Origin of the sequence: Candidatus Sodalis pierantonius str. SOPE, from assembly GCF_000517405.1 — a bacterium.
Lineage (GTDB): Bacteria > Pseudomonadota > Gammaproteobacteria > Enterobacterales > Enterobacteriaceae > Sodalis_C > Sodalis_C pierantonii.
Genome location: NZ_CP006568.1, coordinates 1,267,210 through 1,282,112 on the forward strand (window position 1 = coordinate 1,267,210; position 14,903 = coordinate 1,282,112).

The 14,903-nt window shown below is 57.3% G+C and carries 9 protein-coding genes and 3 pseudogenes; 6 read left to right on the top strand and 6 right to left on the bottom strand.

The genetic code is table 11. The features are described 5' to 3' along the window. The first annotated feature begins 137 nt into the window (after positions 1-137). On the top strand, positions 138-884 hold the full coding sequence (gene cysQ, locus SOPEG_RS06550; protein WP_025244739.1) for a 3'(2'),5'-bisphosphate nucleotidase CysQ: 747 nt from the start codon (positions 138-140) through the stop codon (positions 882-884). Between the two features lie 150 nt (positions 885-1,034). Here cysQ and SOPEG_RS06555 read toward each other — a convergent pair whose 3' ends face one another. Then, complete coding sequence (locus SOPEG_RS06555; protein WP_025244740.1) at positions 1,035-1,601, bottom strand: YtfJ family protein; 567 nt, start codon at positions 1,599-1,601, stop codon at positions 1,035-1,037. A gap of 278 nt (positions 1,602-1,879) precedes the next feature. Between SOPEG_RS06555 and SOPEG_RS06560 the strand changes: the two genes are divergently transcribed. Further along, positions 1,880-2,071 (top strand): DUF1107 domain-containing protein, encoded by a 192-nt coding sequence (locus SOPEG_RS06560; RefSeq protein ID WP_038468381.1) that lies wholly within the window; start codon positions 1,880-1,882, stop codon positions 2,069-2,071. 100 nt (positions 2,072-2,171) lie between these two features. Here SOPEG_RS06560 and paeA read toward each other — a convergent pair. Both paeA and msrA read right to left on the bottom strand, forming a co-directional pair. Continuing rightward, a pseudogene (gene paeA / locus SOPEG_RS06565) lies at positions 2,172-3,506 on the bottom strand (polyamine export protein PaeA). A gap of 136 nt (positions 3,507-3,642) precedes the next feature. Continuing rightward, positions 3,643-4,224 carry a peptide-methionine (S)-S-oxide reductase MsrA gene (msrA, locus tag SOPEG_RS06570; protein WP_051419998.1) on the bottom strand — a complete coding sequence of 194 codons (582 nt, stop codon included), beginning with the start codon at positions 4,222-4,224 and terminating at the stop codon, positions 3,643-3,645. Positions 4,225-4,674: 450 nt separating this feature from the next. Between msrA and tamA the strand changes: the two genes are divergently transcribed. From tamA to SOPEG_RS06585, 3 genes are read left to right on the top strand one after another with little or no spacing between them, the layout of a single operon-like run. After that, complete coding sequence (tamA, locus tag SOPEG_RS06575; RefSeq protein ID WP_081743104.1) at positions 4,675-6,366, top strand: autotransporter assembly complex protein TamA; 1,692 nt, start codon at positions 4,675-4,677, stop codon at positions 6,364-6,366. Beyond that, a complete protein-coding gene (gene tamB / locus SOPEG_RS06580; protein WP_025244743.1) occupies positions 6,363-10,187 on the top strand; it encodes an autotransporter assembly complex protein TamB in 3,825 nt (1,274 codons plus the stop codon). The genes tamA and tamB overlap by 4 nt, the downstream gene beginning before the upstream one ends. A gap of 2 nt (positions 10,188-10,189) precedes the next feature. Continuing rightward, on the top strand, positions 10,190-10,552 hold the full coding sequence (locus tag SOPEG_RS06585) for a gamma-glutamylcyclotransferase family protein (protein ID WP_025244744.1): 363 nt from the start codon (positions 10,190-10,192) through the stop codon (positions 10,550-10,552). A 44-nt stretch (positions 10,553-10,596) separates the two neighbouring features. Here SOPEG_RS06585 and ppa read toward each other — a convergent pair whose 3' ends face one another. Together ppa and fbp are read right to left on the bottom strand one after the other, a co-directional pair. After that, the gene (gene ppa, locus SOPEG_RS06590; protein WP_025244745.1) at positions 10,597-11,127 is read right to left on the bottom strand and encodes an inorganic diphosphatase; all 531 of its coding nucleotides are present in this window, start codon (positions 11,125-11,127) and stop codon (positions 10,597-10,599) included. Positions 11,128-11,310: 183 nt separating this feature from the next. Further along, positions 11,311-12,300: pseudogene (gene fbp, locus SOPEG_RS06595) on the bottom strand (class 1 fructose-bisphosphatase). Between the two features lie 189 nt (positions 12,301-12,489). On the opposite strand from fbp, the pseudogene mpl reads away from it, so the two are divergent. Then, positions 12,490-13,845, top strand: a pseudogene (mpl, locus tag SOPEG_RS06600) (UDP-N-acetylmuramate:L-alanyl-gamma-D-glutamyl-meso-diaminopimelate ligase); the annotation flags it as partial. 295 nt (positions 13,846-14,140) lie between these two features. Here mpl and SOPEG_RS06605 read toward each other — a convergent pair. Further along, positions 14,141-14,398: a YdgH/BhsA/McbA-like domain containing protein gene (locus SOPEG_RS06605; protein ID WP_025244747.1), complete on the bottom strand. Its 258-nt coding sequence runs from the start codon at positions 14,396-14,398 to the stop codon at positions 14,141-14,143. Positions 14,399-14,903: the final 505 nt, after the last annotated feature.

Below are 14,903 nucleotides of genomic sequence, written 5' to 3' on the forward strand. Positions count from 1 at the left end.
CGTTTCCTCTCTCCCACGCCGGCGGTCCTCTCGACGGCGTGGCGCTATGCAACTTCTCCCCCTTGGGGTGTCGAAGAGTTATCACGCCGGACGAAAAAATATTATTATTACCTTAAGGCTCATCTTCGAGGTGTATCATGATTGAACACATCATTACCCTTTCCCGCGACGCCGGCGCGGCCATCATGCAGGTCTACAACGGCGAAAAGCCGCTGGAGCTGAATCAGAAGCAGGACGACTCGCCGGTTACCGCCGCGGATCTGGCCGCGCATCGGGTCATCACCGCCCGTTTACAGGCGCTGGCGCCGGACATTCCCCTTCTCTCCGAAGAGGATTCGCCGGACTGGTCCGTTCGTCAGCATTGGCGCCGTTTCTGGCTGGTGGACCCCTTGGACGGCACCAAGGAGTTTCTGCGCCGTAACGGTGAATTTACGGTCAATATCGCGCTAATCGAGGACGGTAAGCCCGTGATGGGCGTGGTCTATGTGCCGCTCACCGACCGGCTTTATGCCGCAGCGGACGGAAAAGCCTGGCGTATCGACGAGCACGGCGAGCGGCAGGCCATAGAGGTGAAAGAAGCGCGCCCGCCGCTGGTGGTGGTGAGCCGTTCGCACGGTAACAATGCGGAGCTGCAGGATTATCTGGCCCACCTGGGCGAGCATCAGACGATCACTATCGGCTCATCGCTGAAATTCTGCCTGGTGGCGGAGGGGACGGCGCAGCTTTATCCGCGCTTTGGGCCGACCAGCGTCTGGGATACCGCCGCAGGGCACGCGGTGGCCATGGCGGCCGGGGCCCAGGTCAATGATTGGCAGGGACGGGCATTAGATTATACCCCGCGAGAATCTTTCTTGAATCCCGGCTTTCGGGTGTCGTTGTTCTGACGCCGCGCGCCCGCGGCGGTCGTGCCGCGGGTAGCTGTCTATCCCCCGCTAACCTCGTCGGACGGTCATATCCCGCCGACAGCCGTTGCCGCCCGGCCGCTGTTCCCGTCCGGCTAGGTTATCAACCGGCCGTCGTTCGCCCGCCGGCGCTCATCGGTCCTGTTCGCGCAATAGGCGCTGGATACGGCTGACGACCTGGCGTATTTCCTCCAGCGTCAACGGCCCCTCTTTGGCCCATTGCACCTCTCCTCGGGCGTTAAGCAGCACTATGGTCGAACTTTTGCTTTTCAACTGCCAGGCATGACGCACCATGCTGTTGGTATCGTCGATAATCTGCGACCAGGGGTAGCGACGCAGACTCGCCTCGATTTGGTGGCGGATGAACCAGCCGGTAGCGAAGAAGGCGTCGCCGCGTTCGACGAATGTCGTCGTTTGGTAATATTTGCGCGGTAATCTTGCCTTGCGTAGGGTTTCGATCAATGCGGCATTCATTTCGCGCGCCGAGGTTCGGGCGGCGATATGCTGGATGAGACGAATTTTTCCAGGGAGGTGTGCGCTATTCCAGGATTGATGACTAAACTCATTATGATCGTAGATTACTTCTCCCTGATGCATGATCTTCACAGGCGGAACCAGTTCACCGGTGCGCAGCTGATGTGCATGCAAAGAGAGGGAAACGACGAGGCAGCATAACGGTAGGCCGATGAGATAGCGCATAAAAAACTCCTGTTGTTAGGATCTCACCGGGCCCTCTTTGGCCCAGTGTGTGTGCAAGCACAACCACCGCACTTTTAGGATAATTATACTGTTTATAGGGATTTGTTTTTTATACCCTACTGTCAAATTATGTAAAAGCAGTAATGCATCCTGTAAGAGCGTGAACTAAAGCACAACTTACCACTCAGATAAGGTGTAGTTAGGTAGCGTTACCGGATTTCCAATCGCGGTAGTCAGTACCATAGGAAGAAGTAACCCTGTAGGAGGAAAGTAAAAAAATGAGAATCTTCCATCGCTATAACGCCATAAAAGTAGCCACTTACGTAAAGACCTTATTTCGCGACAGACTTTACATCAAGGGCATCGGCGCTTTTGAGTTCGATAAAGGTAAAATTTTGCTGCCCAAGGTGCGAGATAAACAGTATTTCAGCATCATGTCTGAAGTCAATCGCCAGGTAATGCGGCTCTAGCTAGATATGGCCTAAGAACGCTTTTTACGGTGAACCGCCGCCGTAGTCATTATGCCTCCGCCGCGCGCGGGGGCTGTTTTTCATCACTGCGGCGCTTATCTCAGGCGACATGGGCATTGTTGTCGGACGCCGGGGACAGTAGCGGGGAGGATTTTTCCTCGACGCGCGTAACCAGCAGCTGATCGATTTTATAGCTGTCGGTATCCACCACCTCAAACTTGTAGCCGGCGTATCGGACGAAATCGGTGCGTTTGGGGATTTTGCGCAGCATAAACATCATAAAGCCGCCGATGGTTTCGTAGTTACCGGATTGCGGAAACTCATCAATGTGCAGCGCCCGCATCACATCATCAATCGGCGTGCCGCCCTCAATTAGCCAGGAGTTTTCGTCGCGGGCGACAATCTGCTCCTCCAGCCCCTGGCCCACCAGATCCCCCATAAGCGTGGTCATCACATCATTAAGAGTGATTATCCCGACCACCAGCGCATACTCGTTTAAGATGACCGCGAAATCCTCGCCGGCGGTTTTAAAGCTTTCCAACGCCTCAGACAAGGTCAGGGTATCCGGCACGATCAGCGCCGAGCGGATCTACACGCCGCTATTGAGCGCCAGGCTCTGATTGCCCAGCACGCGATTAAGCAGGTCCTTCGAGTCGACATAGCCGACGATGTGGTCGATGGTTGCGTCACAGACCAGGAATTTGGAATGGGGATGGGTGGCAATTTTCTCTTTAATGCTGTCCTCGGTTTCGCGCAGATCAAAATAAATGATATTTTCGCGCGACGTCATAGAGGAGGGCACAGTGCGCGATTCCAGCTCAAAGACGTTTTCGATGAGTTCATGTTCTTGCTTGCGCAGCACGCCGGCCAGCGCCCCTGCCTCCATCACCGCGTAAATATCGTCGGAAGTGATATCGTCTTTGCGCACCATGGGCAGTTTCAGCATTCTGAAAATGACGTTGGCCAGACCGTTAAACAGCCACACCAGCGGACAGAATACCAGCAGGCAGAAGCGCATTGGGTAGATAATCTTGACGGCATAACTTTCCGGGGAGATCAACGCGATGCGTTTCGGGGTCAGATCGGCAAACAGAATAAATATGCCGGTCACCAGCGAGAAGGAGCAAATGAAGCTCAACTGTTCCGCCAGCTCGGATGATATAAAGTGCGCGAATACCGAGGCAAACCAGGGAAAAAAGGCGGCGTCGCCGACGATGCCTCCGAGAATGGCCACGGCGTTGAGGCCAATCTGAATCACGGTAAAAAACACGCCCGGCGTCTCTTGTAATTTGAGCACGCGCTGCGCGTTAATATCCCCTTCGTCGGCCAGCAATTTCAATTTTATTTTGCGCGAGGCGGCCAGCGATATCTCTGATATCGAAAAAAATGCGCTTACTGCAATCAGCAGCAGAATAAGCAAAAAACTATTTAGCATAAGTTAACCAGTTCGGGCTATATGGAAGCGTCGGCGCCCTGTAAGGGCGAATTTGCGTGAACATCTCGCCTCAACGCCACGGCGACCGTGTCGCACGACAGTATAGCAGCGTCTGTCATCGCGCCGCCAATACCGCTTAGCGGGCCGGCGGCAGGCACACGCCAATGCCCCCGAGGGCGCAATAGCCGTCGGGATGTTTATGTAGATATTGTTGATGCTCATCCTCGGCATAATAAAAGGGCGCCGCGGGTTCCAGTGCGGTCGTGATGGGCCGGGTATCGCCGGCGTCGGCCATCGCTTGGGCAAAAGCGGCCAGGCTTGCGCGCGCGGCCTCGCGCTGCGCATTATCCTGGGGAAAGAGCGCCGAGCGGTACTGGCTGCCGATATCGTCCCCCTGGCGCATGCCCTGAGTCGGATCGTGGTGCTGCCAGAATAACCCCAGCAAAGCCGTGTAGGGGATGATCTGCGGGTCGAACACCACTCTTACCGCTTCGGCATGGCCGGTCTGGCCGCTGCACACTTCGCGGTAGGTAGGGTTGGGCGTATAGCCGCCGGTATAGCCGGCCGCGGTACTGTAAACGCCGGGCTGTTGCCAGAACAGCCGCTCCACGCCCCAAAAACAGCCCATGGCGAATATAGCTAGCGCCATGCCGTCCGGGACGTGGCTCATGGAATGGTGCAGCACCGGATGCGTGGGGGCGATGGGCATGGGCGTCATGCGCCCCGGCAGCGCTTCACTTTGCGTAATGCGCGTGGTTTTGTCGAAATTTTGCGCCACCCTGAACTCCTCATTTGAACAAATGCCGGCGAAATACCCCGCAAGGGGTTGTTTAACCGGCACGCTTTACCGACAATAAAGCGCATTATTACATGATGCTGTGAAGATAAATCGATTTTACTGCGAAAATATCTCATCACTAACCATAGAGGGTTGATACACCTGAGTATCAGGTGAGTAAGCGCCACTCAGCGCCCGACGGCGAGACGGACGCGGCCGCGCAAGGCCCGCCCGGCGATTTTGCCAACGGAGTATTGAGTCTGCTAATAATAGCATCAACGCTGATTCGTCGCGGATGGAGAGACTTTGCCAGGAAAGAAACAATCAGAGATCATCAGCGTGAAAGCACGGTACGGTCGAAAATCCCTATTTTTCTGCGCGCTGTTGCTGATGCCGCAGGCCCATAGCGCCAACGTCCGCCTGCAGGTGGAGGGCCTCAGCGGCGACCTGCAGCGCAATGTACGCGCGCGCCTGTCGACCATTGGCAGCGATGAGGTGACCGCCGACGCGCGCTTCCAAAGCCGGGTTGATAACGCGGTGCGCGAGGGGCTGCGGGCGCTTGGCTATTATTCGCCCACCATCGATTTCGTCTTTAAGCCGGCGGTGAACGGCGGTCGCGATGTACTTATCGCCCGTATCACGCCGGGTAAGCCGGTGAAAATCGCCGGCGTCAATGTCATTTTGCGCGGCGAGGCGCGGCAGGATAGCGATTATCGCCAGTGGGTGTCAGACGGCAAGCCCGCCCTCGGCACCGTATTGAACCACGGCGCTTACGACAGATTCAAAAACGGTTTTTCCAGCCTGGCGCTGCGCAAGGGGTATTTCGACGCCGAGTTTCGCAAAAGCCAGTTGGGTGTAGCGCCGTCGCGCTACCAGGCTTATTGGGATATCGATTTTGATAGCGGCCAGCGCTATCGCTTCGGTAAAGTGCGCTTCCACGGCGCCCAGATCCGCGAAGATTACCTGCAAAATCTCGCCAAAGTACGCGAGGGTGAACCTTACAGCGCCGAATCGCTGGCGGAGCTAAATCGCCGGCTGGCGGCCACCAACTGGTTTAATTCGGTGGTGATCTCCCCTGACTTTTCCTCCGGTAAACAGAGCAAAACGCTGCCGCTGGACGCGGTCGTGACGCCGCGCAGTCGCAACAGTCTCGAAACCGGCGTCGGCTACGCCACCGATGTGGGACCGCGGGTCAAAACCACCTGGAACAAACCGTGGCTTAACTCGCGCGGCCACAGTTTGCAAACCAGTCTTAGCCTGTCGGCGCCGGAGCAATCGGCCGATGTCAGCTATAAAATTCCGCTGCTCAAAGATCCCCTGGAGCAATATTATCTGCTGCAAGGCGGCTTCAAGCGCGAAGACCTCAACGATACCCAGGCGGATTCCACCACGCTGAACGTGGCGCGCTATTGGGATCTGTCCAGCGGCTGGCAGCGGGCTATCAATTTGCGCTGGAGCCTGGATCACTTTACCCAGGCCAACGTTACTGATACCACGATGCTTATCTATCCCGGCGTCAGTATCACCCGGACCCGCCAGCGTGGCGGCCTGATGCCCACCTGGGGCGACAGCCAGCGCTATTCGGTGGATGTCTCCAATACCGTCTGGGGTTCGGATATCGATTTTGTCATTTTGCAGGCGCAAAACGTCTGGATCCGCACGCTGGCGGAGAAACACCGCTTCGTAGCCCGCGGCAACCTGGGCTGGATCGAAACCAACGATTTTGAACGCGTCCCGCCTTCGCTGCGCTTTTTTGCCGGAGGCGATCGCAGTATTCGCGGCTATAAATACAAATCCCTGTCGCCGCGCGACGATGACGGCAAATTGACCGGTGCCTCCAAACTGGCTACCGGATCGTTGGAGTATCAATATAACGTCACCGGCAAATGGTGGGGCGCGGTATTTGTGGACAGCGGCGAGGCGGTTAACGATATCAAACATAGCAACTTCAAGACCGGCGCCGGCGGCGGCGTGCGCTGGCAATCGCCTGTCGGCCCCATCAAGCTGGACATCGCCGCCCCGGTGGCGGATGAACATGAGCACGGCGTGCAATTCTATATTGGACTGGGGCCGGAATTATGAGCCTTGTTAAGAAAATCTGCCTGGGTGTCGTGCTGCTGCTGGTGGGTGCGCTGGGGTTTCTGGTGGGCACCACCAGCGGGCTGCACCTGGTGCTGAACGGCGCGGCCCGCTGGGTGCCGGGACTGGAAATGGCCTCCGTCAGCGGCGGCTGGCGCGATTTGGCCATTAAGCAGTTACGTTACCAGATGCCCGGCGTTACGGTCGGCGTCGGCGAATTCCATCTTGCGCTGGATTTTGGCTGTCTGCGGGATCGCCAGCTGTGCCTCAACGATCTCTCCCTGCGCGATGTGAATGTCGGCGTAAACACCGCCGAATTCAGGCCGCCGGCGCTGGCAACGCAGGAGGCGTCGGGCGGCGGTTCCCTGTCGACCCCCTATCCGCTTAACCTGCGCCGTCTGGCGCTGAATAATGTGCAGGTCAAAGTGGATAATACCCGCATCGCCCTTGACGAATTCAGCACCGGCCTTCAGTTTCAGGGCAATAACCTGACGGTGACGCCGACGCGCATCGCCGGTTTGCTGGTGGCGCTGCCGACGGCGGCGCAGGTGGTGGCGGATAAGGCGGCCGCCACTGCCGCGCAGGCGATAAAACCCGACACGCGCACGCCGGCGCAAAAACGCGCCGATACTGAGGCGACGCTGGCGACAATTCGCGCGCAGCCGCCGCTGGCCGAGACGCTGCGCGCACTGTTCGCCAAGCCGCTCCTGCCGCCGCTGCCTTCGTTTACCCTGCCGTTGAATCTGACGGTTGAGGATATCGAAGGGGAAAATCTGCGTCTCTCCGGCGACGCCAATCTGCTTATCACCCGCTTACGTTTGCAGGCGACGACCCGCGATCGGCATGCTGAATTGAAACTGCTGGATATCGACTCGCCTCGGGGCTTGCTCAACGCGTCCGGCAACGCCGAACTTAGCGGGCGCTGGCCGGTGTCGATGACGGTCAACACCACCGTAAATAGCGCGCCGCTAAAAGGCGAGAAGATCAAGCTCGCGGTGGACGGCGACCTGCGCGATGAACTGCGCGCCGCGCTCAATCTCTCCGGTCCGGTCACCGCGCAGTTGGCGCTGAAAACGCGCCTGGCGCAGGCGGGTCTGCCGCTGACATTGACGCTCGACGGCCAGTCCGTGCAGTGGCCGTTAACCGGTACGCCGCAATATCAGGCACGGGGTCTGGCCCTGCGTTTGGACGGCGAGGCGCGGGATTATCGGCTGACGTTGAAAGCGGCGCTCAGCGGCGAGGGTCTGCCGCCGGCGGATGTGAGCCTGGACGCCAAGGGCAATACCGACGGCTTTACGCTATCGCGTCTGCGGTTGGCGGCGCTACAGGGCAATACCGATCTGAGCGCGGTGGTGGACTGGCAGCGTGCCATTAGCTGGCGTAGCGAGCTGTCGTTAAGCGGGATTAATACCGCCCGCCAGTGGCCGGACTGGCCCGCGCGGCTGGCCGGAAAACTCACCAGTCGCGGCAGCCTGTATGGCGGCAGCTGGCAACTACAGGTGCCTGAACTGGATCTCCATGGCCATATCCGGCAAAACGCGCTCACCGCTAAGGGGTCGCTCAGCGGTAACGCCGCCGGTCAATGGCAGGTGCCGCAACTGCTGTTGGCGCTGGGGCGTAACCAGTTGACGGTGAAAGGCGAATTGAACGATGCCTTCGCGCTGGACGCCGTGCTCAACGCACCGGCGCTGAACGGTGCCTTGCCAGGGCTGGGCGGCCGGGCGGCGGGCGATATCAAACTGCGGGGCAATCTGCGCGCGCCGCAGTTGCTTATGGATCTCAACGCATACGCGCTGCGCTGGGGAGAGTTAACCGTCGGGCGCATTGCGTTGCAGGGCGATGTCCGTTCCAGCGACATCGTGCGCGGTAACGTTCAGCTGCGGCTGGACAGGTTGCTACAGGGGTCGCTATCCATCGCCCAACTGACCCTGGACGCGACCGGCGATGAAAAGCAGCATCAGCTCAAGCTGGCGATGCAGGGTGAGCCGGTTGCCGGCCAGTTGCAGTTAAACGGCGGTTTCGACCGGCAACAGCAACGCTGGCAGGGTACGCTCAGCCAAACCCGTTTCGCTACGTCGGTGGGGGAATGGCGGCTGACGCGCGCAATGACGCTAGATTATCAGGCCGTCGCGCAAAATCTCATTATCGGCTCGCATTGCTGGCAAAACCCCAATGCGCAGATCTGCGCGCCGCAAAACAGTGAGATAGGGGCATCCGGGCAGGCCAGTTTGCTGCTGAACCGCTTCGATTTGGCGATGTTGAAACCCCTGCTACCGGCGGAAACACAGGCCAGCGGCGTCTTCACAGGCCGGGCCGATGTGCGCTGGACCGCGGGGGGCGGCCTACCGCAGGGCAAAGTGGCGCTAGTGGGCAACGGCGTGAAGGTCAGTCAAACGGTGCAGGGCAAGACTCTGCCGGTGGAGTTTGAGACGCTGACGCTCAATGCCGCGCTGGATAAGGGATTGGCCCGCCTCGACTGGCTTTTCAAAATCTCCGGCAATGGCCAGTTCAACGGTCAGGTGCAGGTGGCGGATCCCCAAAATCGGCGGGCGCTGTCCGGCAACGTCAACATCAATCAGCTTTCGCTGGCGCTGTTAAAACCGTTGATGTCGCGGGGCGAAAGCGTCGATGGGCTGGTTAATGCCGCGTTGCGTCTCGGCGGCGATGTGCAGCGGCCGCAGCTGTACGGTCAACTGGGGCTGGAGCATCTGGTTATCAAAGGCAACTTCATGCCCTTTGCCATGACCGACAGTCGCCTGGCGCTCTCTTTCGCCGGGACCCGCTCTACGCTACAGGGGCTTATCGGGACCACCCACGGCCAGGTCAACCTTACCGGCGACGCCGACTGGAGCCGGATGGCGGCCTGGCGCGCGCGTATCAACGCCCAGGGCAATCGGGTGCGCATCACCGTGCCGCCCATGGTACGGCTGGACATGTCGCCGGATATTGTGTTCGAGGCCACGCCGACGCTGTTCGCCCTTAATGGCAAGGTTGAAATTCCCTGGGCGCGCATTGAAGTGAAGGATATGCCGCAGAGCGCGGTCGGCGTCTCCAGTGATGAAGTGTTGCTGAACGATAATCTGCGGCCGGTAGCCGATAAGGATAGCGCCGCCATCCCCATTACCTCCAACCTGCTGGTACATGTCGGCGACGATGTGCGCCTGGACGCTTTCGGCCTCAAAGCCAGGCTTAAAGGGGATTTGAAAGTATCGCAGGATAAGCAAGGGCTGGGGCTTAACGGGCAAATCGATATTCCCTCCGGTCGCTTTCACGCCTATGGACAGGATTTTATCGTCAACAAAGGGCAGTTGCTGTTTTCCGGCCCGGTTGATCAGCCTTATCTGAACATCGAGGCCATCCGCAATCCGGATTCCACCGAGGATGACGTCACGGCGGGGGTACGCGTCACCGGCTTGGCCGACCAGCCGAAAATGGAAGTCTTTTCCGATCCGGTCAAATCGCAACAGGAGGCGTTGTCTTATTTGCTGCGCGGACAGGGTCTGGATGCCTCCGGCGCCGACAGCAATATGATGACGTCGATGTTAATTGGGATGGGGGTTGCACAAAGCGGGCAAGTTGTGGGTAAAATCGGACAAGCATTCGGGGTCAGCGATTTAGCGCTGGACACGCAGGGGGTTGGCGACAGCTCCCAGGTCGTGGTCAGCGGTTATATCGCGCCCGGTCTGCAGGTCAAATACGGTGTTGGTATTTTTGACTCACTGGCAACGTTAACGCTGCGTTATCGTTTAATGCCGAAACTTTATCTGGAAGCCGTGTCTGGTCTTAACCAGGCGCTAGACTTGCTCTATCGGTTTGAGTTTTAACCATGCGAATTATTGTTTACGGTAGTCTGCGACGCAAACAGGGAAATAGTCACTGGATGACCAACGCCCAATGGCTGGGAGATTACACTATTCCAGGCTATGCGCTTTACGATCTCGGCCATTATCCGGCGGTCGTGTCGGGCGACGGCGCGGTCTATGGCGAGGTGTACCGCATCGATTCCACCATCCTGGCGGAACTGGATGCTCTGCGCACCAAAAGCGGCGAATACAAGCGGATCCTGATCGGCACGCCCTACGGCAGCGCCTGGATGTATCTTTATCAGCGGCCGGTCACCGGTCTTACGCTGCTGCCCGGAGGAGATTGGGTACGCCGGCATGAGGACCCTTCCGACGAGGCGGGTTAACGGCCAAAAAAACCGCTCGGTGAGCGACTTTTTTTTCGGCGGTATCATTTCTTTTTGGCGCGCTCGAAAGAGGCGAGAATTTCGGCTTTGGCCGCTTCGACGTTATCCCAGCCGTCGACCTTCACCCATTTGCCAGCTTCGAGATCTTTGTAATGCTCGAAGAAATGGGTGATTTGCGCCCGCAGCAGCTGAGGCAGATCGTCGACGTCTTTAATGTGGTCATATTCTTTAGACAGCTTGGTGTGCGGCACCGCCACCAGTTTGGCATCTTCGCCGGATTCGTCGGTCATTTTCAGCACGCCGACAGGACGGCAGCGCACTACGGAGCCAGGCTGTAGCGGATACGGCGTCGGCACCAGCACGTCCACCGGATCGCCATCCAGGGAAAGAGTGTGGTTGATATAGCCGTAGTTACAGGGGTAGAACATCGCGGTGGACATGAAACGATCGACAAACAGGGCGCCGCTTTCCTTGTCGACTTCATATTTAATGGGGGACGCGTTAGCCGGAATTTCAATGACCACATAAATATCTTCTGGGAGATCTTTGCCTGCCGGTACCTGATTCAAACTCATGTCGTTTTCCTTAAACTTTCCAATAATGGCGAGACGGCTAGTATAACCGATTTTCCCTCGCGGTACGCTGGGCGCCCCCGCGGATAGGCTCACGCTGTTGCACCGGCCAACGCGGCGGCCGTCCGGCCCGTGGCGCGGACGCAGAGTAGCACGGCGCGACATCCCGCCGGCGCGCTCCCAGGCTTAAACGTTATCTGGGTAATCGCGGATAAAGCGTTCAACACCGTTAACCATGGACTCGGTCCCGGTGAAGAACGCGGAACGCTGATGCAGCTCGTGCGGCTCAATATCCAGTATGCGGTTTTTGCCGTCGCTGGCCTGCTCGGCCAGAAACGCTATCGGGTTGCACTCATAGGCTAATTGCAGCTTGCCGTTGGGATGGGTCGCGATGCTGGGATAGAGATAAATGCCGCCTTTGAGTAAATTGCGATGGAAATCGGAAACCAGCGAACCGATGTAGCTCGAGGTGTAGGGGCGGTGGGTGGCTTCGTCCATCTCCTGGCAGTATTTGATGTATTTCTTCACCCCGTTGGGGAACTTGATGTAGTTGCCCTAGTTGATGGAGTACATCTGCCCGGTCGCGGGAAAGCGCACGCTTTCATGGGACAGACAAAAGACCCCCAGCGACGGATCGTAGGTAAAAGCGTGTACGCCGCAGCCGGTGGTGTACACCAGCATCGTGGAGGAGCCGTAGACCACATAGCCTGCGGCGACCTGTTTATTGCCGGGTTGAAGAAAGTCTTCTTCGGTCACCGGCGTACCGACCGGCGTGATGCGCCGATAGATAGAGAAAATAGTGCCAACCGAGACATTGACGTCGATATTGGACGAACCGTCCAAGGGATCCATCAACACCACGTACTTGCCGTTTTCCACCCCTTCAAAGACGACAATCTCATCTTCTTCCTCAGAGGCACTGTCCGCGACCTGTCCACGGGCTTTCAGCGCCGCTTTCAGCTTTTCGTTCGCGAACAGATCCAGCTTCATCTGGACTTCGCCCTGCACGTTTTCAGCCCCGCTGGTACCGAGGATATCCACCAATCCTGCTTTGTTGATGTCACGGTGAATGATTTTAGCTCCGAGCTTTATCGCTGAAAGTAACGCGGTCAGCTCGCCGGTGGCATGCGGAAAATCATGCTGCTTCTCAACAATAAATTCGCCTAACGTTTTCATGACACATTCCCTGAATATCAAAAAGGACCCTGAAGCTACGGATGAAAAGCGGTATAATTTTTTTACCACTACCAGTTAGTCCATCCAGTTTAGCCTAAACAGATTGCCAGTACATCATCAAATACCGTTTCTATCAATCGGCTGGGGCGCTAGAATAGGCGGCATTACGCGGCTAAAAATGGAAAAATTATGCGCATTCATATTCTTGGTATCTGCGGCATCTTTATGGGCGGTCTGGCGATGCTGGCGCGTTCTCTGGGACATGAGGTCACCGGCTCGGATAATAATGTTTATCCGCCGATGAGTACGCTGCTGCAGGAGCAGGGAATTGGTCTGATTCAAGGTTACGATCCGACTCAGCTCGATCCCGCGCCGGATTGGGTCATTATCGGCAACGCCATGTCGCGGGGCAATCCCTGCGTAGAAGCGGTGTTGGAACGCGGCATCCCTTATGTGTCGGGTCCGCAGTGGTTGCACGATCACGTGCTGGCGCAGCGCTGGGTAATCGCCGTTGTCGGCACCCACGGCAAGACCACCACCACAGGCATGGTCGCCTGGATCTTGGAGGAGTGCGGCTATCAACCGGGTTTCGTGATTGGCGGCGTACCGGGCAATTTCACCGTCTCCGCCCGGCTTGGCGATGGCCCGTTATTCGTGGTGGAGGCGGATGAATACGATTGCGCCTTTTTCGATAAACGGTCCAAGTTCGTCCATTACTGTCCGCGCACCCTTATTCTGAATAATCTGGAATTTGACCACGCTGATATTTTTGATGATCTCAAAGCGATCCAGAAACAGTTCCATCACCTGATCCGGCTGGTGCCCGGTAAAGGGCAAATCATTTTGCCGGATAATGACGCCAATCTTAAACACACCCTGGCGATGGGATGCTGGAGCGAAACGGAATACACCGGCGAAGAAGGCGCATGGCGGGCGAAAAAAACCACCCCGGACGCGAGCGGTTTCGAGGTGTATTTTCACGATGAGCCCGTTGGCGCGGTCAGTTGGCAACTGGTGGGCGAGCATAATATGCATAACGCGCTGATGGCTATCGCCGCCGTTCGCCACGTCGGCGTGCAGCCGGCGGACGCCTGCCGGACGCTGGACCGCTCTATCAATGCCCGCCGGCGGTTGGAGCTTAAAGGTACCGCCAACGGCGTGACGGTTTACGATGATTTTGCCCATCATCCCACCGCTATCCTGGCGACGCTTGCGGCGCTGCGCAGCAAAATCGGCGGCACGGCGCGGATTCTGGCGGTACTGGAGCCCCGTTCCAACACCATGAAAATGGGGCTATCCAAAAATGAGCTGGCGCCGTCACTCGGCCGCGCTGACGAGGTGTTTCTGTATCAGCCGCAGCATATTCCCTGGCAGGTGAGCGAAGTGGCGGAGGCCTGCGTGCAGCCCGCGCACTGCAGCGCTGATGTTGATACGCTGGTGGAAATGATCGTGAAAACCGCGCAACCGGGAGATTTCATCCTGGTGATGAGCAACGGCGGTTTTGGCGGCATTCATGCCAAGCTGCTGGATCAGTTGGCGCAACGAGCCACGCGCCAGGGCAGCGCTTTCTCGCGGCAGGGAAGGGTAGCGCTCTGCGCCAGGGCAAAAAAAAACCCGCGAGCGGGGGAAAATCATCTGCTAGACGATGAGGGAATCATCAAATCGCGATGGGTTAATTCCGGACACGGGATTAACTGAGGGTCGCCGCGAAATGATGTGGGTTACAGAGAGTGTTTCACAACATGACACATTGCATAGTGCTGCCAAAAAGCATGCCCGCCGGGTGGCGCTGATCTGCCAGGCGCTACCGCGGGCAGCCGTCCCGGTTCTGGCGAACTGATTATTTGTAAAGCTGGGCGGTGGCGTGCCAGTTGCCGTGTTCATAGGCTTCGGTTACGTGGTAGGCGCGTGCGCCCTTCGCGTCGGCCGCCTGATTCAGCGCCTGATGGATGTCGCTTGGCGCACCGTCGATACCGCTAACGCTGCCCATGGGCTGCAAATCTTGAGCCTGCTGCAGCGAGATCGAATCCGCGGCGAACGCGCCGAAAAACAATGCGGAAAGCACCGCCATTAATGGTAACGCCGTTCTTGCTTTCATCATTTTATTCCTCATATAACGCTCATTTTTCTCGGACTGTGATGCTTATCACGAAGCTAAGTATGCACTAGTAACAACATAAACCAATAGTTTGATAATAATTATTTATGAGAATTTCAGCTTGCAATCATCCAGGTTAGAAGTAAAAGTTATTAAATATGCGCAAAAAATGAGCGTATTTTGTTAAATTCATGTAAAATCATGCGTATAAGTTGATGTGGCTAAAAGTGCGGTCTGAGATAACATTTCCCACTGGCCTACAGATAAAGTCCCTTATTTCTGACATGTAACATCCGACGTCACGCTATTTACCAAGGTAAAAAAACCTACCCGGCGTAAGACAATGTTAAAAATCGCCGTTTAACTTATCGGATCCGGCTTTGTGCATGATGACGGATTAGGGCGCATCCGCCTAAATCGCGTGCCGATGGAGCGCGGTAGCTTCTGGGCATGTACGCGACCGCCGGCGGGAGCCGGCGCTGGCGAAAGGAACGTTAAACGTCGA

Bases quoted from the DNA above. Each gene is read 5' to 3' on its own strand.
- tamB (WP_025244743.1), top strand. From the start codon at position 6,363: ATGAGCCTTGTTAAGAAAATCTGCCTGGGTGTCGTGCTGCTGCTGGTG.
- SOPEG_RS06560 (WP_038468381.1), top strand. From the start codon at position 1,880: ATGAGAATCTTCCATCGCTATAACGCCATAAAAGTAGCCACTTACGTA.
- msrA (WP_051419998.1), bottom strand. From the start codon at position 4,224: ATGACGCCCATGCCCATCGCCCCCACGCATCCGGTGCTGCACCATTCC.
- ppa (WP_025244745.1), bottom strand. From the start codon at position 11,127: ATGAGTTTGAATCAGGTACCGGCAGGCAAAGATCTCCCAGAAGATATT.
- SOPEG_RS06585 (WP_025244744.1), top strand. From the start codon at position 10,190: ATGCGAATTATTGTTTACGGTAGTCTGCGACGCAAACAGGGAAATAGT.
- SOPEG_RS06605 (WP_025244747.1), bottom strand. From the start codon at position 14,398: ATGAAAGCAAGAACGGCGTTACCATTAATGGCGGTGCTTTCCGCATTG.
- SOPEG_RS06555 (WP_025244740.1), bottom strand. From the start codon at position 1,601: ATGCGCTATCTCATCGGCCTACCGTTATGCTGCCTCGTCGTTTCCCTC.
- cysQ (WP_025244739.1), top strand. From the start codon at position 138: ATGATTGAACACATCATTACCCTTTCCCGCGACGCCGGCGCGGCCATC.
- tamA (WP_081743104.1), top strand. From the start codon at position 4,675: ATGCCGCAGGCCCATAGCGCCAACGTCCGCCTGCAGGTGGAGGGCCTC.